Origin of the sequence: Agromyces humatus, from assembly GCF_021228295.1 — a bacterium.
GTDB classification, from domain to species: Bacteria; Actinomycetota; Actinomycetes; order Actinomycetales; family Microbacteriaceae; genus Agromyces; species Agromyces humatus.
Genome location: NZ_JAJQPD010000005.1, coordinates 224,482 through 244,231 on the forward strand (window position 1 = coordinate 224,482; position 19,750 = coordinate 244,231).

The following is a 19,750-nucleotide window of genomic DNA, read 5'->3' on the forward strand; positions in this document are numbered from 1 at the left end:
GGGAGCGTGCCCCGACTCCACGCTGAGCCCGATCGATCGAAGTGGGTACCCGTCACGGACTCCCTCGGGTTCCGCGGTCGCCGCCACCGCAAGGCGGCGATCGGGATGCTGCTCGCTCAGGCCAAGGGGCCCGACGCGGCGCCGTCCGGCGCGGGCGGCGGCTTCACCGCCTGGGCGATGAGTCAGGCCGTTCCGTTCCTCATGCGCAAGGCGGCCGGCCGGGTCCTCGTGTGGGTCTGGAAGGCCGACCCCGAGTTGGTCGTGGCGATGGCGCAGGTGCAGGCCGCGACCCCGCAGTTGCGGGTCGCCCGGGCATCCATGCCGATCGAGTACGACGACACCGAGGAGTTCCGTGGCACCTACCTCGGCATGGGCGAGAAGCTCGCCATGCCGCTTCCGCCGGGCGGTCGCCCGCCGTTCGCCACATATACATGGGATCTCGGCACGCACTTCGTGAGCGTGACGGCGGTGTGCAGCGACCGCGAGCGGTTCGGCACCGTCATCGGCGCCATCGACGATCTCGCGCGCGGCATCCGGGTCATCGACGACCTCACCATCGGCGAGTCGGCGCCGGTGCTGCGGATCGACCCGGCCTGACTCACTGAACGGCGTTGACGCGCCGCGGGCGCGGGCGTAGACCTGAGACATCCGAGTAGGAGGTGCCGTCATGGCGAAGGATCTCTTGGTCACGCTGCAGGACCAGCCAGGCGAAGGGGCTCGACTCGGCGAGGCACTCGGCAACGCGGGCGTCAACATCGAGGGCTTCTGCGCGATCATGGAGGGCGGAAGTGGCGCCGTCCACGTGCTCGTCGAAGACGTCGCGGGCGCCAAGGCGGCGCTCGAGGGCGCCGGCATCACGGTCGAGGCAGAGACCGACGTCCTCGTCAGCCCAGCGTTGCCCGATCCTCAAATCGACACGCCGGGCATCTTCGGTGCGATGGCGCGCGCGCTCGCCGACGCCGGAATCAACATCACGCTCGCCTACGTGGCCGCCAGGAACCGCGTCGTCCTTGCGACGACCGACAACCAGCGGGCCACGCAGCTGCTGCAGTCGATGATGTAGCGGGTTCAGCCGGCGAGCCCGGGGAGGCCGTCAACGCTCCGCGTGTTCTTCTCCACGCGATACTCGGCCATGCCCTCGACACCCTTCTTCTCGGCTTGCAGGCGCAGAAGCTCGCGCTCGCCGATCATCTCCATGATGGGGACGCCCCAGCCGCACGAGTCGCTGATCCTGGTCACGTCCACGGTGATGACGGCACGGGTACTCGGGTGGTCGGGGTGGAGCGCGACGACCTCTTCGAACGCTGCGTCACCGGGCAGTGAGACGGTTCCCGTCCCGTGCAATCGCACGATTCGCGGGCGGCTGTCGAACGAGCAGAACATCAGGCAGACTCGCCCGTTCTCCCGAAGGTGGGCGATCGTCTCGACTCCGCTGCCCGTGTAGTCGACCCAGGCGACGCGGTGACCGTCGAGAACCGAGAACGAGTCGTGCCCACGGGGCGATACGTTCACGTGACCTTCGGCGTCGAGCGGGGCGGTCGCGACGAACCACATGGGCTGCGCCTCGATCCATGCCTGCAACCTGTCGTCAATGGAGTCGAAGAGTTTGCCCATGCTTGAAGACTAGAACGCGGTGAAACGACGTCGTGACGGTCACCGCTCGCCGAAGGCGAGGATCGGGGCCCGAGCCCGACGGCCCCGCCTCAGTCGACGAGCGCGCCGGCCGACAGGTTCGCGATCGCCCCGGTGATCGAGCGGGCACGATCGGATGCCGCGAATGCGAGGTATTCCGCGACCTCGTCGAGCACCGGCAGTCGGCCGAGCAGGGTCATGCCCACCAAGCCGTTCATCCACTGATCCATCGGGATACCGCCGGCGTCGGCGATGCGGCCGAACATCTCGCCGGTGTACGAAGTCGCGAGGGCATCCGACATCGCGTGCGGACGCACGCAGACCACCCGAACCCCGTCGGGCCCGAGTTCGCCGGCGAGCGCCCGCGAGAACCCCTCGAGTGCCGCCGACTGAGCTGCGTTGCCGATGAGCCCGCGACCGGTGAGCCGCGCGCCGGGCGTCGAGATCGTGAGGATCACGCCGCTCCCCTGCGCGATCATGTGCCGCGACACGGCCTTCGCGGTGACGAAGTTCGTCTGCAGGTACCCGACCACGGGGTGCAGGTAGTCCTCGAGCGAGGTCTCGGCGATCGGGAGGCCCTGCACATGGTCGAATCCGACGGTGTTCAGGGCGATGTCGATGCGGCCCGCGGCATCAACCACTTCGTCGACATGCCGGTCGACCGCGTCCTGGTCCATCGCGTCGACGACGGCGATGGAGACGTCCGCCCCCTCGTCCCGGGCGACGGATGCCGCCGCCTCGAGTCGCGGCAGGCTCCTGCCCGCGAGGAACAGCCGTGCGCCCTCGCGGGCGAACACCCGCGCTGCCGCGCCTCCGATCGAACCGCCACCGCCGTGGATCACGGCCACCTGGTTCTCGAGCAGCATCACGTCGCCTCGATTCCTGTCATCGTTCGTTTCCCACTCCGGAGTCTTGCAACCTTATGGTTGCATATCGCCGGGCAAACTGCAACTCATAGGTTGCACATATTTGCGCGTCAGGTGTCGTCACTCGGCAGGCACGACCGCGGCGACCACCTGATCCACGACCCGCTTCACCGCATCCTCCCCGAGCAGACCCGGCATGGTGAGGTGCTCGAGGAGCAGCCCGCTCATGGCGAGGTAGAGCACCAACGCGGTCGTGCGATCCCCAGGGAATCCGCCGTCGACATGATCGGTGGTCGCGATGGCCAGGTTCCCCGCGAAATGCCGCGTGACGGCGGGCGCGAGCCGCGGATTGCGCGTTGCCTCGAGCCGCAACTCGAACAGCGCCAGGTGCGCCGCCCGGTCGGCCATCGCACGCTCGACGAGCCACAGCATGAGGTCTCGCTCGGTCTCCCGCGTATGGGCGGGACTCATCCGCTTCGCGACCTCGACCGGGTCGGGCGTGAGCCGCTCGAACACGTGCGCAGCGAGCTCGTCGACGAGCTGGTCGCGAGACGCGAAGTAGTTCGACCCCGTTCCAGTGGGCGCGCCGGCCGCGCGATCGACCGCGCCGAACGTAAGCCCGCGGCTCCCCTGGCCGGCGATCACCTCCACCGCAGCATCCAGCAGCTGCCGTCGCCGCTCGGCGTTCCGAACCATCAGCCGTCTCCTCCCGCACTCCACCGCACCCTGTTGCCATCGTAACAACTATGCGTATAGTGGTTGAGCCTGACGACTGAACCTTGAAGGACGTATGCGAAAGCTCAGCTACTACATCTCACTCTCGATCGACGGCTTCATCGCCGGCCCCGACGACGAGGTCGACTTCTTCCCCGGCTCCGACGAGTACATGGCGTGGATGGTGGCCGACTACGGCGACGCCCTGCCCTCCCACGGACGCATGCAGCTCGGCATCGCGGATGCCCCGCTCACGCGATTCGACACCATCGTCATGGGGCGCCGCACCTACGACCCCGCGCTGCAGCTCGGCATCACCTCGCCGTACTCGCACCTGCGCCAGTACGTCGTCTCCGGCAGCCTCGAGCAGACCGATGCCGCGGTCACGATGATCGCGGATGACCCGGTCGAGGCCGTTCGTGCCCTCAAGGCCGAGGACTCACCGCTCGACATCTACCTTGCGGGCGGCGGACGCCTCGCCGGCCAGTTGCTCGACGAGATCGACGAACTCGTCATCAAGCGGTACCCCGTGGTTGCTGGCGACGGGCTGCCGGCGTTCGGCCCCGACTTCTCGCCTACCGTCTTCGCGCTCGATGCGGTGCGCTCGTTCGAGGGCGGCAACGTCGTGGAGTGGTACTCGCGCACGCCGTACGCGGCCTGATGATCTGAGCGAAGCGGCTGCCTGATCAGCCGACGTCAACGAAGACGTCGTCACTCGCTGGGACACTGGAGGAATGCTCCGCGAACTCGACCTGCCAGTCGTCCTCGTCGCCACCTCGAGCCAGATGGTTCTCCGGCGCGCGACATCCGAAGACCTCGACCCGCTCATGGCGCTGTTGGCCGACGACCCGGTCAGCGCCTCGCGTGGCGACGTCGCGGCGCCGAACGATCGGCTCGCCTACCGCGACGCGCTCGAGCAGATCATCGGGGATTCGAGCAACGACCTGCTCGTGGCAGCCGACCCGACCGGCCGACTCGTCGGCACCTTCCAGCTCACGCGCATTCCCGGCATGGCGCGGCGCGGTGCCACACGCCTCCAGGTCGAGGCCGTGCGGGTGCGCAGCGATGCACGCTCGTCGGGCATCGGCGGCGCCATGATGCGCTGGGTCACGGATGTCGCAGCACCGGCGCTCGGCTCGCCCCTCGTGCAACTCACCTCCGACGCCGCCCGCGCCGACGCCCACCGCTTCTACGAGCGCCTCGGGTTCTCCGGCTCGCACGTCGGCTTCAAGTACCGGGTGCCGAGCGATGCCTCACCGGGGCGAGTGAGGTAGCGCCCGCCCAGCGGTGCGACCCGAGGATCCGTGCAGCGCACGGATGCCGTGCCGACCCGAGCGGCCTACCGTGCTGCCATGTCACCTGAAACCGACGAACTCGCCACCGAGCCGCCTGCAACGCAATCGAGTTGGATCGCGCGAACACCGCTGTGGGCGCGCATCGTGGTGCCGGCCGTCGTCCTCGTGGGCGGCGCGGCCGTGGTCGTGAGCGCCATGGCAGCGGAGGCGCAACCACCCGCGACGGTGGAATCGATGTGCCGGTCGGCCGTCGAGGCCAAGCTCGAAACGCGCGGGCACTCCGATGTCGATGTATCCCGGTCGTTCCAGATCGCCGAGGCAGACGGCGCCCAGCGCGTGTCGGGCACCGTGTCCTCCGTCGATGACTCGGGCCACGTCGATCACGCCCAGGTCCGCTGCGTCGTCCGCGTCGACGGCGATACGATCCGCGTCGTCAGCGCGCGCTTGTCCGACTGAGGCGGCGTTGCTACGAAAATGCAATGCCGCACTGTGACGACGAAAACGTAATGGCGCCCCCTGATGGCCCAGCCGCCATCCTCGAGACCGGGCCGCGCGAACACCGGGTGTAACCTGCGAGCACCGTTGCTCCCGCAGATCGGCGCATCGGCCGCAGAGATCGAGGAGCGACCAGTGCGCCTACGTGCCGTCGACGTCGTCGATGTCTTCGTCTACCTCGTCGTGCTCGGGCTGTTCACGCAGTTCCTCCCGAACGTCATCACCGAGTCGTTCGTCGTCTCGCTGCTGACCGCCGTGCTGTTCAAGCTCGCCCTCGAGGTCATCGCGGTGCTCAAGACGCGCATTCTCGATCGGGTGCGCGCGTCGCGAACTCCCGCGCGCAAGACGCTGAACGCCGCGCTGCTGCTGCTGCTCGGCGCCGGCAGCAAGTTCCTCATCCTGTGGATCACCGACCTCGTGTTCGGCGACGCCGTGCAGCTCGGCGGGTTCTTCTCGGTCACGCTGCTGATCATCGTGCTCATGGTCGCGCGACTCGGTGTCCGCCTGCTCGTCGACCGCGCCCGGCCACGCGACGGCAGCGCGTAGCGCTCGTCGAAGCCCGGCTGCTACGCCGGCGCGTACCGGGCGGCGATGATGCCCGAGTCGAACGTCTGCGCGTCGAGCAGTCGCAACCCGACGGGGTGCGGCGTGCTCAGCCGATCGTCGGCGTTGCCCACGATGAACGGGTGGATGCCCGCGTGCACCTCGTCGACCAGCCCGGCGTCGACGAGCGTCGCGGCCAACTGGCCGTAGCCGTGCGAGATGATCGACCCGTACTGGTCGCGCAGGCGCCGCACCGTCTCGACGACGTCGCCCTCGATGAGCGTCGCGTTCCAGTCGAGCGGGCCCGTCAGCGTCGTCGAGGCGACGTACTTGGGCAGCGCGTTGTAGTGCTCGGCGAAGCCGCGGTCATCGGTCTGCGCCGGCCAGTACTCGCGGAAGAACTCGTACGCCCTCCGACCGACCAGCACCGCGTCGGCACCGAAGACGAGTTCGTCGGAGTGGCGCACCAGTTCGGGATCCTCGACGTCGAACCAGTGCTCCATCTGGTCGAACACCCCGTCGAGCGTCATTTCGAATGAGATCGTCACTTTGCCCATGCGGCCCAGCCTGCTCCGTTTCCTGCTGGATGTCACCACTTCGCGTGACGCTGCCCGGAACACCCACGGCCCATCCCGCGTTGCCCTCAGCATGAGAGCGATGGCGTACTCGAAGACCGGTGATTCCTCCGTGCTGCAGCTTGTGGAGCGCAGCGTCCCCGAACCCGCTGCCGGCGAGGTGCGCGTTCGCGTGGTCGTGTCGGGCGTGAATCCGACCGACTGGAAGGCACGTGCGGGCTCGCAGACCGGCCGGCCGACGCCGTTCCCCGAGGTCGTCCCCGATCAGGACGGCGCGGGCGTGATCGACGCCCTCGGCGACGGCGTCTCGGGCTTCGAGGTCGGCGATCGCGTCTGGGTGTTCCTCGCCGCCCATGAGCGGCCCACCGGTACGGCGCAGGAGTTCACGGTGCTGCCGACCGCACGTGTCGTGCACCTGCCCGATGCCGCGAGCTTCGCCCTCGGGGCATCCCTCGGCGTCCCTGCCATGACCGCGCACCGGGCACTCACCGTGCACGAGGACGGACCCACGCACCTCGCACCCGGCGCGCTCGACGGCCGCACCGTGCTCGTCGCCGGCGGTGCCGGCGCCGTCGGCCACGCGGCGATCCAGCTCGCGCGCTGGTCGGGCGCGCGCGTCATCACTACCGTGAGCTCGCCCGAGAAGGCCGCCCTCGCCACCGCGGCCGGCGCCCACCACGTCGTGAACTACCGAGCGGATGACCCGGCCAAGGCGATCCGCGCGATCGCACCCGACGGCGTCGACCAGGTGGTCGAGGTCTCCCCCGCCCGCAACGCGGAGCTCAATTCCCGAGTGATCGCGAACCACGGCTCGATCGCGGTGTACGCCACCGACGGCGGAGCCGAGATGACTCTCGACGTGCGTCGGCACTTCGCGCTCAACGTGCGCTACCAGTTCCTGCTGCTCTACACCGTGGGCGACACGGCCCTCGCGACCGCCGCAGCGGACATCGTGCGGGCACTCGACGACGGCGCACTTCCGGTCGGCGAGCACGCCGGGCTGCCGCTCACCCGGTTCCCGCTCGAGCGCGCGGCCGAGGCCCACGACGCCGTCGAAGCGGGCACCGTGGGCAAGGTGCTCATCGACGTCGCCCCCGACGCCGGGGTCGCGACCGCCTGACCGGCCCGCGACCAGCTCGCGATCAGTCGCGGGCGTCCTCGAGGTGCGGCGCGCCGTGGCTGAGCACCTTCACCACGAGGTTGTGCCGCCGCAGGGTTCGGATCATGCGCGCGACCTCGTCGCTGTCGCGGCCGAGTGCGCGTTCGTTCGCCACGACGAGCACGTCGCCGGCTTGCAGCGTGCCGAACAGGCGGCCGAGCCGCTGCTCCCATGGCTCCTGCGCCTCGGGAGCCGGGTGCTTGAAGTCGAGGATCGCGACGCCGAAGTCGGCCAGATCGTTGCGCTGCTCGGCGACCGACGGCATGTCGTCGCGCGCGACCACGAGTCCAACGAGGCGTGCACCCTCGGGGCGCGCCTTCCACCAGTCGCGGTTGCGCTGCAACTCCTCGAAGCACTCGGGACAGCCGAGGACGTGATGTCCGGGGCCGTGCGCGGCGCGCGGTTCATCCGTCGCAGTCGGCGCCGTCGCGCCCGTTGAATCCGATGTCATGTCACCCATGCCATGCCCTTCGTGTCACCCTCCATCCTCTCCCCGATCGAGGCGAGGCGCGACCTGCGTACTATGGCCACATGGACGACGGCGAGTCGCCGCGCACCACAGCCGGGTCCGAGGGATCGCCAACCCCTCGGACCTACCTCTTCACGCTCACCGACGCGGGCGGAACCGTGCCGCCCGAGCTGGGGGTCGTTCGGCGCCTCGTCGAGCGCGGTCACCGCGTGACGGTCGTCGCCGACGAGTCGATCGCCGATCAGGTGCGGCGCAGCGGAGCTGCACACCTGCCGGCGACGCCGAATCCGGCCCCCGAGCTGCGCGACTGGGAGCTGAAGTCGCCGCTGAGCGTCGCGCGAGCGACGTCCGAGTACCTGATGACCGGGCCGGCACCGGGCCAGGCCGCCGACACGATCGCGGCGATCGATGCGATCAGGCCCGACCTGGTGGTCGCGTCGTCACTTGCGCTCGGCGCCATGATCGGCGCAGAGGCGTGCGGGGTTCCGTTCGACATCCTGATTCCGAACGCGTATCCGCTGCCGGCGAAGGGCATGCCGCCATTCGGTGCCGGGATGTCCCCGGCGCGCGGGCCGCTCGGAAGAACGCGCGATCGGCTCGCCCGGGCGGCGAGCACCGGGCTGATCGACCGGTACGCACTCGCGAAGACCAACGCGCTGCGCGCCGAGCACGGCCTCGAGCCGTTCGCGCACACCTGGGACCAGCTGGGCCGCGCGAGACGGCAGTTGGTGCTCACCTCGTCTGCGTTCGACTTCCCCGCCGAGCTGCCCGCCAACGCCCGCTACGTCGGCCCCATCCTCGACGACCCGGTTTGGGCGGCCGACGAAACCTGGACGCCGCCCCCGGGTGATGGGCGGCTGGTCGTGGTGGCGATGTCATCGACGTTCCAGGACCACGTCGATTGCATGCAGCGCATCACCGACGCCGTCGGCAGCCTTCCGGTGCATGGTCTCGTCACGACCGGGCCTGCGGTCGAGCCGGGCGCCATCCGCGCTCCCGCGAACGTCGCGGTCGTGGCATCCGCCCCGCACCGCCTCGTGCTGCCGCGGGCCGACCTCGTCGTCACGCACGGCGGCCACGGCACGGTCATCAAGACGCTCGCAGCGGGTGTGCCGCTCGTCGTGCTGCACCACGGTCGCGACCAGGCCGACAACGCGGTGCGGGTCACCGCACGGGGAGCGGGCATCGCCGTGCGCCGCACGGCACCCGCATCACGGATCGCGATGGCGATCACCGACGTGCTCGGCGACCCGTCGTACCGGCAATCGGCGCAGCGACTGGGCGAGGCCATCACCCGCGACGCAGAGAGCGGCGCGCTGGTCGAGGAGCTCGAACGGGTCTGAGCGAACGACACTCGCCGTGCCGCGGGCGTGAAGCCCGACGACACGGCGAGTGCGACTGCGGTGCGATCAGCGGTGATCAGCGCACCGCGGGTGCCTCGACGAGATCAGCCGTCGCCGCGGCACGGTAGGGCTCGAAGAATCGATTGAAGGATGCGAGCAGCTGCTCGGGCGCCTCCTCGGCGAGCCAGTGGCCCGCGCCATCGATCACGACGCCCTCGACGTCATCGGCGAGCGCACTCATGGCGTGCTCGACCAAGCCGCCGTAGCTGCGCTCGCCGCCGACGGCCAGCACCGGCAGCATCAGCTTGCGGGTCACGCGCTCGGCGTTCTGCTCGAGCGTCGCGTCCCACGCGCGGTAGAAGCCGAGGCTCCCGCGCAGCGATTCGGGGTCGGAGACCAGGCCGACGTAGAACTCGATGAGCTCGGTAGGCAGTCCGCCGCCCTGGATGGCGAACTCGTAGCCGAAGAACACGTCCTCGCGTCCGGCGATGAGCTGCTCGGGCAGGTCGTCTGCACGGTTGAACGGGATGTGCCACAGCTTGGCGTTCAGGTGCGAGGGCACGAAGAGCGGCGGCGTGTTCGACGGCGCGGGCGGCCCGGGGATCTCGGCGAGCGCGACGCGATCGACTCGGTCGGCATAGTCCGCGACGAGCGCGTACGAGATGATGAACCCGGTGTCGTGTCCGGCCACCGCGAACCGGTCGATGCCGAGCGCGTCGACCACGCCGATCACGTCGGCCGCGAGAGTGGTGGAGTCATAGCCCGACCGGGCGCGCTCGGACAGGCCGATACCGCGCTGGTCTGGGGCGATGACCGTGAACCGCTTCGCCAGCTTGGGCATCAGGAGCCGCCAGGCGTACCAGGTCTGCGGCCAGCCGTGCACGAGCACGAGAGCCGGGCCCTGTCCACCGACCACGACATGCTGGCGGATGCCGTTGGCCTCGATGTAGCGGCTGGTGAACGTGTCGGCGAAGCCTTCGGGCAGGTCGGGTGCCTGCGAGACGGAGCCGGCTCCGTCGGCGACGGGGAATCGGGTGAGTTCGGGGCTGGTGTACATGATGTTTCCTTACGGTGTCTCTTGGTGGGTTGGTGGTTCAGGCCGCGAGCGCGGCGGTGTCGCCGATGGTCGCCATTTCACTCCTGATTCAGGATCATTTGATCCTGTTGTAGGAGTTTAGCGTGCGAGTGGCGTAGTCTATTCCCGTGTCAACGAGAAAGTATGAAGATGCCTGCGGCATCGCACGATCGCTCGACGTGATCGGCGAGCGCTGGGCCCTGCTGGTGGTGCGCGAGCTCCTCTTCGGGCCCAAGCGCTTCACTGACCTGCGTTCCGGGCTCCGCGGCATCAGCCAGAACGTGTTGAGCCAGCGGCTGCGCGATCTCGAGGCCGGCGGCGGCGTGCGGCGCACCGTCCTCGGCCCGCCCGCGAGCACGCAGGCGTACGAGTTGACGGCGCTCGGAAACGCACTCGAGCCGGTGCTGGTCGCGATGTCGCGCTGGGGCGCGCTCACGCCCGCGGCGCCGGACTCCGAGATGAGCAACGACGCGTTCGCCCTCGCACTGAAGGCGCTGTTCGTGCCCGCGCCTCGAGACGGGTTCCGCGGGCGTGTACGGCTGCGGCTCGTGCGCGACGCCTTCGATGTGTCGGTCGAGGGTGTCGGCATCGATGTCGCCCGCGCCGCCGGCGCCGATCCAGACCTCGTCATCGAGGGCACGGAAGCGACCGTGCGCGCGGTCTTGTTCGGGCGGTTGACGTTGAACGACGCCGTCGCGGCGGGCGACATCGCCATCGCCGGAGACCGCAGGCGTGCCGCGGCATTCCTGGCGCGCTTCGCGCTGCCCGATCTGGCAGCCGAACCGGCTCCCTGACCCCTCAGAACGCGCGCAGGGACGCAAGAAGTGCGCGGGCGACCCTGAGGCGCCCTACTTCGGCACGAAGCTCACTGGCACCGAACTCGTCGTCAGAGCGCCCCGGTGGCGGCGGTCTCGCGCACGCCCGGCCCGCCGTCGAACACCAGCAGCCGGTCGGCGAGCTTGTCGACGAAGAACCGGTCATGGCTGACGACGACGACCGCGCCGGGGAAGTGCGTGAGCGCCCGCTCCATCACCTGGGTCGACGTGATGTCGAGGTGGTTCGTCGGCTCGTCGAGCACGATCACCGCGGCGCCGGAGAGCAGGCACTGCGCGATCGCGACCCGGGCACGCTGCCCACCCGAGAGGGTGCCGATCTTCTGCTGAAGGTCTGCCTCTGAGAACTGCAGCATCGCGAGGAACCGGTTCACACTCTTCTTCGTCGCCGTGAACGCGAGCGAATCGGGGTAGGCGTTCACCGCGTGCCCGACGGTGTCATCCAGGTCGAGCGCGGCATAGACGGCGTTGTACGACACGTACCTCACGCCCTTCGCCCATCGCACCGTGCCGGCATCCGGTTCGGTCTCGCCGGTCAGCACGTCGAGCAGGGTGGACTTGCCCGACCCGTTCGAGCCGAGCACCGCCACCCGATCGCCGCGCTGCAGGTCGAACGAGAGGCCCGCGAACAACGGCGTGCCGTTGAAGCCCTTCGTCAGGCCGGTCACGGTGAGCAGGTCGTTGCTGACCCGCAGCCCGTCGTAGATGCCCGTGATGATCTGGTCGATCGGGCGCGGCGCCTGTCGCTTCTTGATGTCGGCGAGCCGACGCGCGACCGCGTTCGACGGATTCCGTGCCGCCTCACGGCGCGCGGCCGACGCGGCCTGCTCGTACGCCAGCAGTTCCTCCTCGTGCGCGAACTGGCGCTCGAGCATCTTCAGGCGCGACTGCTTCGCGTGCACGTAGGCCGAGTAGTTGCCCTCGTACTCCTGCAGTCGGTAGTTCTCGATCTCGACGATGCGGTCGACGACCCCGTCGAGGAACTGCCGGTCGTGCGAGACCACGAGCACCGCACCGGCGAACCCCTGCAGCCAGCCCTCGATCCAGCGCACCCCGTCGAGGTCGAGGAAGTTGGTCGGCTCGTCGAGCAGCAGCACGTCGGGCGCCTGCACCAGGATCAGGGCGAGCGCGGCCCGGTTGCGCCATCCGCCCGACAATCGGCCGACCGGCAGGTGGCGTCGTTCCTCGTCGAACCCGAGGCTCGTGAGCACCGTGTCGATGGTGTTCTCGTACGTCCAGCCGCCGACATGATCCATGCGCTCGAAGAGCTCGCCCTGCTCGGCGAGCAACGCCGTCATCGCGGCATCCGTCATCGGCTCGGCCAGCTGCGCACCGATCTCGTCGATCCGCGCCTGCGTCTCGTGCACCGCCGCGAACTGCGCGCTCAGCGTCTCGTAGGTGCTCTGCTCGCCGTCGAGTTCGGAGAACTGCGAGAAGTACCCGATCGTGGTGCCGAGCGACACGTCGACCGTGCCGCCCGTCGGCTCGCGCCGCCCGAGCACCAACTCGAGGAACGTCGTCTTGCCCGTGCCGTTCTTGCCGATCAGCCCGATGCGGTCGCCGCGGCGCAGCTTGAGGAACGCCTCGCGCAGCACCGGTCGCCCGTCGAACTCCATGCTCACGTCGTTCAGGCGGATCAGGCTCACGGGTGTCCTTCGATTCAGGAGGATGGAGATTCGGCGAGACGGATGCCTCGCGCCGGCGTGTGCGCGAATCGCACCGGTCATGGGCGCAGGCGGCGATCTGGCCGGGGCAACTCTACCCGGCGGTTCTCAGCAGAACCTTCGCTGCCACTCGGCTATGGCCCGGCCCGAAGCGGCGTCAGCGGTCGCGCCGGAGTGCCTGTCTGACGCACTGAGCCGGGCGTCACCCCGTGGTGCCGTTTGAATGCACGGCTGAAGGCGGCCTCCGAGGTGTAGCCCACGCGGGTCGAGATCGCCGCGATCGGGTCATCCGTTCGCGTGAGCTGCGACCGGGCCTGCTCGAGCCGCCAGCCCGCAAGGTAGCGCATGGGCGACTCGCCGACCAGCGTCGTGAACCGCTCGGCGAAGGCCGAGCGTGACATGCTCGCCACGCGGGCGAGCTTCACGAGGGTCCACTCGTCGTCGGGATGCGCGTGCATCCTGCCGATGACGCGGCCGATCTGCGGGTCGCGAAGCGCAGCGAGCCATCCGGTCGTTGCGTCGGCGCTGCGCAGCCAGCGGCGGAGCACCTGGATGACGAGCACGTCGGCCAGCCTCGTCATCACCGCCTCACCGCCGGGCTCGATCGCCTCCGCTTCGCGGGCGAGCAACCGCAGCACCGCCCCGAAAATGCCCGCCTCGCCGTCGTCCCACGCGTCAACCCGGATCACGTCGGGGAGCTCGGCGATCAGGCGTGCGGTGAGTGGGGCATCCACCCGCATCGCCGCATACGCGATCTGGGCACGCTCGCCCCCGCCGCCGAAACGCATGTGCTCATACGTGTCGCTGAGCTGCTCGACGGGGATCTCGAAGAGCGGCGTCGCCGGGGCATCTGCTGTGCTCAGCAACCGGTGCGGCGTGCCGCGGGTGATGAGGGCGGCGCTGCCCGCTTCGAGGGGGTACCGATCATCGCCGACCTCGAGGACGCACCGACCCGACAGCACGACGGGGAGCGTCATGTATCCGTCGAGGTCGGGGAATTCGACGCCCCAGGGTGCCGAGAGTTCGGCGCGGCAATACAGCGCACCGGTGAAGTGCAGCAGGTGCAGGCCGTCGCCGAGCTGATCGCCGGACGCAACCTGGGCGCCGGCGCCGGTACGTGGATTGACCATGAGTCCACGGTGGCATGCCGAGCTGCCGAAACACCTGCGATCTGGACGGACGGCAAAGAGAAGAGGACGTGTGGCGATTGATCGTCCACACGGATGCCGTGAAGGTGGACACACAGGAACACCACACCACTCGAAGGGACATCCGACATGACCTCCACAACCATCGCCGTGATCGGCGCCACCGGAAAGACCGGCCGACGCGTCGCCGACCTGCTCGAGGAACGGGGCCGCGACGTGCGCCGCCTCTCCCGCGGCACGACACCCGCGTTCGACTGGGACCGACCGGAGGCGTGGCGTCAGGCCCTCGACGGCATCGATCGCCTCTACGCGGCCTACGTGCCCGACCTCGCGACACCCGAAGCCGCGGCGGCCATCACCCGCCTCACCGAGATCGCGGGCGATGCGGGCGTGCGTCACATCGTGCTGCTCTCTGGTCGGGGCGAGGACGGCGCGCGTCGCAGCGAAGACATCGTGCTCGCCTCCGGTATCCCGGCGACCGTTGTACGCGCCAGCTGGTTCATGCAGAACTTCACCGAGGGAATGCTGCGCGACTCCGTGCTCACGGGAGTGCTCGCGGTGCCCGCGGGCGGCATGCGCGAGCCCTTCATCGACATCGACGACATCGCGGAAGTCGCCGTCGAGGCGCTCACGGGCACCGGTCACGAGGGCCGTGTCCACGAGGTGACGGGCCCGCAGTCGTTGACCTTCACCGAGGTGGCGGCACTGCTTTCCGAGATCCACGGACGCGAGGTGCAGTACGTCCCCGTGAGCTTCGACGAGTTCCATGCCGCCGTCGCCGCCACCGAGGGGCCCGAAGTGGCGACGATGCTCACCGAGCTGTGCCGCGAGGTGTTCGACGGACGCAACGAGTCCCCCACGTCGGGAGTGCTCGAGGCGCTTGGCCGACCGCCCCGCGATGCTCGCACGGTGCTCACCGAGGCCGCGCGGGTGGGCGCCTGGGCGGCCTGAAGTCCGGGGATTCGATCGAGCAACTGCTACGACGAGAACTGCCGGGCGACGTCGCCGACGTGCCGCAGGAATCCTTCGAGGTCGGGCTCATCCGAGGTCGGTTGCAGCACCACCGCGTCGACGCCGACCGCGAAGAACCGTGCGGCGACGTCAGCGACGGCGGAGGCATCGCCCACGGCGGCGAGACGCTGGTCGTCGGGCATGTTCCAGATCGTGAGTTCGCGAGCCATGCGCGCCTCAGCGTCAGCCCTGCCGAACGCGGCCGGAAGATAGACGACCACTTCGTTGCGCCCCTCGCGCCCGGCGGCGCTGCGGCCCGCCGCGATCGTTGCGACGGCCTGTGCAGCACGCTCGACCGTGGTGCCGCCCGTCAGCACGGTGCCGTCGGCGACCTCGCCGGTGAGGTGCAGCGTCTTCGGCCCCTCGCCGGCGGCGTAGAGGGGCGGCACCACCGCAGGTGGCCAGTCGAGGCGCACCCGATCGAGCTTCACGTACCGGCCGTCGGTCGTGACCTCCTCACCGGCGAGCAGCCGTCGCAGGGCCGGCGCGTACTCCTGCATGAGCGTGAGCGGCGACGCGACCCTGCTCCCGGTCTGGGACATCCAGCGCTGCACGCCGTGCCCGACGCCGGGCAGCAGGCGACCCGGGAACATGCGGGCGATGGTGGCCACCTCCATGGCCGTGATCGCGACGTTGCGCAGCGGCATCGGCACGACCCCGATGCCCACGCGCAGTCGCTCGGTCCAGGCGAGGGCCGCCGAGGCAGTCGCGAACGCCGACTCCTGGAAGCAGTCCTCCCAGAGCCAGAGTTCGGGGACCCCGCCCTGCTCGGCCGCGTCGACGACGGCCCGGAGTCGCTCTGGCGGGAAGGCGGGCTGAAAGATCGCTCCGATTCGTGGCATGCCATCACTCTTGCAGCACCTGCGCGCCGACGGCACGGCCGCGCCGACGTGACGCCCCCTGCTCGCGCGTCGACGGGCGCGATGGCGGGCTCATGACGCGAGTCGGAACTCCAGGGCCGCGAGCGACTCGCGCGCTTGCCGCGCATCCGCCCCTTCGGCGACGGCGACGAGCGCAGCCCGCCAAGCGGCGGCGAGGATCCGGCCGAGCACGGGCGGGGCCGGAGCCGTCGTCGCACTCAGGAGTCCGGTCAGGCGGTCGCCGTCTGCGCCCGCGGGTGGGTCACCCAGGATGCGGAGGAAGCCCTCGCGCACCGCGAAGTCGAACCCGATCAGCAGCGCGGCGCCCACGGCCGCCGGGCGATCCGACGTCGGGGATGCCGCGATGGCGCCCTCCATGCGATCGAGCAGGCGCTGCTCGACGTCGTCGCGCACGAAGGCGTACAACCCGAGCTTGCTGCCGAAATGGTGGTAGAGGGCACCGGTGGTGACCTTCGCAGCCGTAACCAGTTCGGCGACCGTGACCTCATCGAAGGGGCGTGCGCCGAACTCCTTCACGGCGGCGAGCGCGAGCCTGCCCTTCGGGGAGGTCGATATCGGAATCCACTCGCGCACATCAACATAATGGCGTTATGCTGAGCTTTAATCTAGTTACGACACGGAAGGATGCGCCATGAAGCTCGAGTTCCTATTCGTTCCGACGTCCGACCTGAGTGCCTCGCTCGACCTCTACCGCGACGGTCTCGGGTTCACCGAGACGTGGCGCGAGGGCGATGCGACGGTGGCCCTCGCCCTGCCGGGCTCCGATGTGCAGCTCATGCTCGATTCGCACGACCCCGATGCCCCGATCGGGCCGCTGTTCGTCGTCGACAGCGTCGAGGCGTTCCACGCTGCCCGGCCCGAGACGCTCGCCGTGGTCGAAGCGCCAGGCGAGATCCCGGGCGGCTTCATGGCCACCTACCAAGATCCGGGCGGTGCCACCATCTACGTCATGGACCAGGCGACCGACGCCTCCGAGCAATAGCCGCCCGCCTCACCCGCCGGCGAGATGCGACACCTGCTCGACGACGAGCACGACGGCGAGCACGATCATCGCGGCCCCTGAGATACGCGAGATGATCCGCATCGCCGACGGCCGGAAGCGGAGCACCGTTCTCGCGCTCATGCCCACGACCGAGTAGACGAGCGCGCAACTCGCGACGAAGATGAGCCCGAGCACGGCGAGCTGCACCGGGATCGGCCAGGCGCCCGCCGCGTCGGTGAACTGGGGCAGCAGCACGACCAGCACGAGCAGCCCCTTCGGATTCAGTCCACTGACGCCGGCGCCCTGGGCGAGGCGCACCCACGGCCGAGCAGCGAGCGCGACGTCTGGGCCGGCCGTTCCGCTGTGACCCGTCGCACCAGCCACGGCGAGCGAAGGCGGCTGCCTGAGCACGCGGATGCCGAGGTACGACAGGTAGCCCGCGGCCGCGAACGTGAGCCCGACGAGCACCCACGGCAGGGCGGCCACCGCAGCGCCGACCCCCACCGCGACCGCCACGACCGCCGCGAGGTATCCGACGAGGATCCCTCCGAGCGACGGCACGATGCTGCGATCCCGCATTCCCGCATCGATGATGTAGGCCCAGTCCGGGCCCGGAACCAGCACCATGAGCGTCATCATGCCCCAGCATGCGATCAGCAGCTCGGTGTTCACGCTGCGCCCCTCTCGTCGTTCGATACGACGAAGGTACGCAAGAACGGGCAGAATAGGCTGCCGTGTTTCACCTCCGCAAGCGGCCTGCGTGGAAGAATTCACCCCATGGACGCCATCGATCGGAGAATCCTTGCCGAACTGCAGCAGGACGGCCGCCTGAGCCTCACCGATCTCGCCGCGCGCGTGCAGCTGAGCATGTCGCCGACGCACCGTCGACTGCACGCGCTCGAGGCCTCGGGAGCGATCACCGGGTACCGGGCTGTCATCGACCCCGAAGTGGTCGGCCTCGGGTTCGGCGCCCTCGTGTTCGTCACGATGGAGCAGGCGAATCGCGCGACCATCCCGGCTTTCGATGCCGCCGTCGCCGAGATTCCCGAGGTCATCCAGGCGCTGCGACTCTTCGGCGACCCCGACTACCTGCTGCGTGTGGCCGTACCCGATCTGCCGGCATACCAACGGCTCTGGGACGAACAACTCTCGGGCCTGCCGGGCGTTCGCCGCGTCGAGTCGACCCTCGTCATGAAGACGATCGTCGACGACCGGCCGCTGCCGATCTGACGGCAGGGTTCGACGAGGTCGCGCGCAATGCTGGTCACAGCCACCCGCGGTCGCGCGCGACCGTGAGCGCCTCGAGGCGGTTGCGCGCGCCGAGCTTGCCGATCGCCGCCGAGAGGTAGTTGCGCACCGTGCTCGGTGACAGATACAACTGCTCGGCGATGTCGGCGATCGTCGCGCCCTCGGTCGACGCGCGCAGTACATCGGCCTCGCGATCGGTGAGCGGGTTGTCGCTGACGCCCAGCGCTTCGGCGGCGAGCTGCGGGTCGACGACCCGCTCGCCGGCCCGCACCCGCCTGATGGCCGTGGCAAGCTGCGCGACCGGGTCATCCTTCACCAGGAACCCACGTGCACCCGCGGCGAGCGCCCGCGCGAGATATCCGGGCCGGCCGAAGGTCGTCACGACCACCACATCGCAGGCCGGCACCGCCTCCAGCACGGGCGCGATCACGTCGAGGCCGCTGCGACCCGGAAGCTCGATGTCGAGGAGCACGACGTCGGGCCGCAGGCGCTGTGCCGCAGCGACCACCTCGTCGCCGCGCTCCACTCCCCCGACGACGGTGAGGTCGGGTTCGAGGTCGAGCAGTGTCGTGAGCGCCGAGCGCATCATGCCCTGGTCTTCGGCGATGAGGATCGTCGTCGGTGCGCTGACCGGCCCGCTCATCGGCGCGCCTGCGCAGGGAGGGGAACGACGGCGGTCAATCGGAACCGCGACGCCGACGCCTCCACGGCGAACTCGCCACCGGCGTCTTCGATGCGTTCGCGAAGCCCCTCGAGCCCGCTTCCCGAGGAGAGGTCGGGCGTCCGCGCGGACCCGCCATGCGCGTGCCGCGGCCCGTCGTCGGCGATCTCGACGCGGGCGCCCTGCGCGGACACGCTCACCTCGAACGTGCAGCGGCGCGCCGCCGAGTGGCGCAGCACGTTCGTCGCGCCCTCGCGAACGACCCAACCGAGGATCGCATCCGCGGTGATCGGAAGCACCTGATCGGTGACGGTGACGGATGTCGCGACCCCGGCATCCTCGAGCGAGCGACGCGCGTTGGCGATCTCCTCGGCAAGGCTCACGGACCGGGAGCCGGAGACGACTGACCGAACCTCACCGAGCGCCTCCCGCGCGATCGCCTCGACCTCGGCGATGTGCGTGGCCGCGGCATCCGGATCCGGTCTCATCAGGCGGCGGGCCGCTTCGGACTTGACCGCGATCACCGACAGCGAGTGCCCGAGCAGGTCGTGCAGGTCGCGCGAGAAGCGCAGCGGTTCCTCACCGACCGCGGCGACCGCGAGCCGTTCGCGACTGCGCTCGAGCTCGCGCACGAGTGCCAGGTAGTACTGCACGACGAAGTTGCCGGCGCCTCCCGCGAAGGCGGCGAACCCCACGAGTACCGCCGCCTCGAGCGACCAGGTCTCGAAGCCCACGGCCAGCGCTCCGCTCACCGCGACCGCCCCGACCATCCCCATCGCCCACCTGCGGCGGATCGCGAGCGATGCAGCCACCGCGAGCAGCGGGAACAGGAGCGCCTGGCCGGTGCGCCATGCGACCAGATAGCCGGCGCAGATCAGCAGCAGCGCGAAGAACACCCACTCGGTGACCGCAGTGGGTCGGCGTCGCGAACCGAACGGCAGCGACACCGAGATGCCGAAGACCGCGCCGATCAGCAGCACATATCCCGCGCGCAGCCAGTCACCCGCGACGATCGCCGCCACGAGCGGGGCGATGAGCAGCACGGGCGCCGCGATGAGCGGCAGCCAGGGGCCGGGGCGGTAGACGATCCACCGGGTCGCGGGTCGGATCGGTGCGTGCTGGAGGTCGTCGATCGTCGTCATCGTGTCGCTCATTC

At 69.7% G+C, this 19,750-nt stretch carries 25 protein-coding genes; 12 read left to right on the forward strand and 13 right to left on the reverse strand.

Annotated features, from left to right (window positions below; genetic code table 11):
• Positions 1–6: 6 nt before the first annotated feature.
• Both LSF15_RS10485 and LSF15_RS10490 read left to right on the forward strand, forming a co-directional pair.
• Positions 7–597: a hypothetical protein gene (locus LSF15_RS10485; RefSeq protein ID WP_232498478.1), complete on the forward strand. Its 591-nt coding sequence runs from the start codon at positions 7–9 to the stop codon at positions 595–597.
• A gap of 70 nt (positions 598–667) precedes the next feature.
• Positions 668–1,063, forward strand: a complete 396-nt coding sequence (locus LSF15_RS10490) for a hypothetical protein (protein ID WP_232498479.1) — start codon at positions 668–670, stop codon at positions 1,061–1,063.
• A 5-nt stretch (positions 1,064–1,068) separates the two neighbouring features.
• Here LSF15_RS10490 and LSF15_RS10495 read toward each other — a convergent pair whose 3' ends face one another.
• From LSF15_RS10495 to LSF15_RS10505, 3 genes are all read right to left on the reverse strand, one after another.
• Complete coding sequence (locus LSF15_RS10495) at positions 1,069–1,614, reverse strand: pyridoxamine 5'-phosphate oxidase family protein (protein ID WP_232498480.1); 546 nt, start codon at positions 1,612–1,614, stop codon at positions 1,069–1,071.
• Positions 1,615–1,703: 89 nt separating this feature from the next.
• Complete coding sequence (locus tag LSF15_RS10500) at positions 1,704–2,498, reverse strand: SDR family NAD(P)-dependent oxidoreductase (protein ID WP_232498481.1); 795 nt, start codon at positions 2,496–2,498, stop codon at positions 1,704–1,706.
• A 120-nt stretch (positions 2,499–2,618) separates the two neighbouring features.
• Positions 2,619–3,194: a TetR/AcrR family transcriptional regulator gene (locus LSF15_RS10505; protein WP_232498482.1), complete on the reverse strand. Its 576-nt coding sequence runs from the start codon at positions 3,192–3,194 to the stop codon at positions 2,619–2,621.
• 94 nt (positions 3,195–3,288) lie between these two features.
• On the opposite strand from LSF15_RS10505, the gene LSF15_RS10510 reads away from it, so the two are divergent.
• The 4 genes from LSF15_RS10510 to LSF15_RS10525 all read left to right on the forward strand — a co-directional run bounded on the left by LSF15_RS10510 (position 3,289) and on the right by LSF15_RS10525 (position 5,548).
• The gene (locus LSF15_RS10510; protein ID WP_232498483.1) at positions 3,289–3,873 is read left to right on the forward strand and encodes a dihydrofolate reductase family protein; all 585 of its coding nucleotides are present in this window, start codon (positions 3,289–3,291) and stop codon (positions 3,871–3,873) included.
• A 73-nt stretch (positions 3,874–3,946) separates the two neighbouring features.
• Positions 3,947–4,486, forward strand: coding sequence for a GNAT family N-acetyltransferase (locus LSF15_RS10515; protein WP_232498484.1), 540 nt, complete (start codon positions 3,947–3,949; stop codon positions 4,484–4,486).
• A gap of 78 nt (positions 4,487–4,564) precedes the next feature.
• A complete protein-coding gene (locus LSF15_RS10520; RefSeq protein WP_232498485.1) occupies positions 4,565–4,963 on the forward strand; it encodes a hypothetical protein in 399 nt (132 codons plus the stop codon).
• Between the two features lie 126 nt (positions 4,964–5,089).
• Positions 5,090–5,548, forward strand: coding sequence for a hypothetical protein (locus tag LSF15_RS10525; RefSeq protein ID WP_232498486.1), 459 nt, complete (start codon positions 5,090–5,092; stop codon positions 5,546–5,548).
• A 20-nt stretch (positions 5,549–5,568) separates the two neighbouring features.
• On the opposite strand, the gene LSF15_RS10530 is transcribed toward LSF15_RS10525, so the two are convergent.
• Entirely contained in the window at positions 5,569–6,102 is a 534-nt protein-coding gene (locus LSF15_RS10530) for a dihydrofolate reductase family protein (RefSeq protein WP_232498487.1), read from the reverse strand.
• Between the two features lie 91 nt (positions 6,103–6,193).
• Here LSF15_RS10530 and LSF15_RS10535 point away from each other — a divergent pair, with 91 nt between their 5' ends.
• Complete coding sequence (locus tag LSF15_RS10535; RefSeq protein WP_232498488.1) at positions 6,194–7,240, forward strand: NADPH:quinone reductase; 1,047 nt, start codon at positions 6,194–6,196, stop codon at positions 7,238–7,240.
• A gap of 22 nt (positions 7,241–7,262) precedes the next feature.
• On the opposite strand, the gene LSF15_RS10540 is transcribed toward LSF15_RS10535, so the two are convergent.
• Positions 7,263–7,730: a recombinase family protein gene (locus LSF15_RS10540; RefSeq protein WP_232498489.1), complete on the reverse strand. Its 468-nt coding sequence runs from the start codon at positions 7,728–7,730 to the stop codon at positions 7,263–7,265.
• Between the two features lie 80 nt (positions 7,731–7,810).
• Between LSF15_RS10540 and LSF15_RS10545 the strand changes: the two genes are divergently transcribed.
• On the forward strand, positions 7,811–9,091 hold the full coding sequence (locus LSF15_RS10545; protein ID WP_232498490.1) for a glycosyltransferase: 1,281 nt from the start codon (positions 7,811–7,813) through the stop codon (positions 9,089–9,091).
• Positions 9,092–9,167: 76 nt separating this feature from the next.
• Here LSF15_RS10545 and LSF15_RS10550 read toward each other — a convergent pair whose 3' ends face one another.
• Positions 9,168–10,148, reverse strand: coding sequence for an alpha/beta fold hydrolase (locus LSF15_RS10550; RefSeq protein ID WP_232498491.1), 981 nt, complete (start codon positions 10,146–10,148; stop codon positions 9,168–9,170).
• 146 nt (positions 10,149–10,294) lie between these two features.
• On the opposite strand from LSF15_RS10550, the gene LSF15_RS10555 reads away from it, so the two are divergent.
• Complete coding sequence (locus tag LSF15_RS10555) at positions 10,295–10,960, forward strand: winged helix-turn-helix transcriptional regulator (protein WP_232498492.1); 666 nt, start codon at positions 10,295–10,297, stop codon at positions 10,958–10,960.
• Between the two features lie 92 nt (positions 10,961–11,052).
• On the opposite strand, the gene LSF15_RS10560 is transcribed toward LSF15_RS10555, so the two are convergent.
• Positions 11,053–12,645 (reverse strand): ABC-F family ATP-binding cassette domain-containing protein, encoded by a 1,593-nt coding sequence (locus LSF15_RS10560; protein ID WP_232498493.1) that lies wholly within the window; start codon positions 12,643–12,645, stop codon positions 11,053–11,055.
• Positions 12,646–12,797: 152 nt separating this feature from the next.
• Complete coding sequence (locus LSF15_RS10565; protein ID WP_232498494.1) at positions 12,798–13,793, reverse strand: AraC family transcriptional regulator; 996 nt, start codon at positions 13,791–13,793, stop codon at positions 12,798–12,800.
• A gap of 147 nt (positions 13,794–13,940) precedes the next feature.
• Between LSF15_RS10565 and LSF15_RS10570 the strand changes: the two genes are divergently transcribed.
• On the forward strand, positions 13,941–14,762 hold the full coding sequence (locus tag LSF15_RS10570) for an NmrA family NAD(P)-binding protein (RefSeq protein ID WP_232498495.1): 822 nt from the start codon (positions 13,941–13,943) through the stop codon (positions 14,760–14,762).
• A gap of 26 nt (positions 14,763–14,788) precedes the next feature.
• Here the strand turns inward: LSF15_RS10570 and LSF15_RS10575 are convergent, their stop codons facing one another.
• Together LSF15_RS10575 and LSF15_RS10580 are read right to left on the reverse strand one after the other, a co-directional pair.
• The gene (locus LSF15_RS10575) at positions 14,789–15,664 is read right to left on the reverse strand and encodes an LLM class flavin-dependent oxidoreductase (RefSeq protein WP_232498496.1); all 876 of its coding nucleotides are present in this window, start codon (positions 15,662–15,664) and stop codon (positions 14,789–14,791) included.
• A gap of 90 nt (positions 15,665–15,754) precedes the next feature.
• Positions 15,755–16,276: a TetR/AcrR family transcriptional regulator gene (locus tag LSF15_RS10580; RefSeq protein ID WP_232498497.1), complete on the reverse strand. Its 522-nt coding sequence runs from the start codon at positions 16,274–16,276 to the stop codon at positions 15,755–15,757.
• Positions 16,277–16,334: 58 nt separating this feature from the next.
• Here LSF15_RS10580 and LSF15_RS10585 point away from each other — a divergent pair, with 58 nt between their 5' ends.
• On the forward strand, positions 16,335–16,685 hold the full coding sequence (locus LSF15_RS10585; protein WP_232498498.1) for a VOC family protein: 351 nt from the start codon (positions 16,335–16,337) through the stop codon (positions 16,683–16,685).
• A gap of 9 nt (positions 16,686–16,694) precedes the next feature.
• Here LSF15_RS10585 and LSF15_RS10590 read toward each other — a convergent pair whose 3' ends face one another.
• Positions 16,695–17,357, reverse strand: coding sequence for a LysE family translocator (locus LSF15_RS10590; RefSeq protein ID WP_232498499.1), 663 nt, complete (start codon positions 17,355–17,357; stop codon positions 16,695–16,697).
• Positions 17,358–17,462: 105 nt separating this feature from the next.
• Between LSF15_RS10590 and LSF15_RS10595 the strand changes: the two genes are divergently transcribed.
• The gene (locus LSF15_RS10595) at positions 17,463–17,915 is read left to right on the forward strand and encodes an Lrp/AsnC family transcriptional regulator (RefSeq protein ID WP_232498500.1); all 453 of its coding nucleotides are present in this window, start codon (positions 17,463–17,465) and stop codon (positions 17,913–17,915) included.
• A 34-nt stretch (positions 17,916–17,949) separates the two neighbouring features.
• Here LSF15_RS10595 and LSF15_RS10600 read toward each other — a convergent pair whose 3' ends face one another.
• Both LSF15_RS10600 and LSF15_RS10605 read right to left on the reverse strand, forming a co-directional pair.
• Positions 17,950–18,576, reverse strand: a complete 627-nt coding sequence (locus LSF15_RS10600) for a response regulator transcription factor (RefSeq protein WP_232498501.1) — start codon at positions 18,574–18,576, stop codon at positions 17,950–17,952.
• Positions 18,573–19,748: a histidine kinase gene (locus LSF15_RS10605; RefSeq protein ID WP_232498502.1), complete on the reverse strand. Its 1,176-nt coding sequence runs from the start codon at positions 19,746–19,748 to the stop codon at positions 18,573–18,575. The genes LSF15_RS10600 and LSF15_RS10605 overlap by 4 nt, the downstream gene beginning before the upstream one ends.
• Positions 19,749–19,750 lie beyond the last annotated feature (2 nt).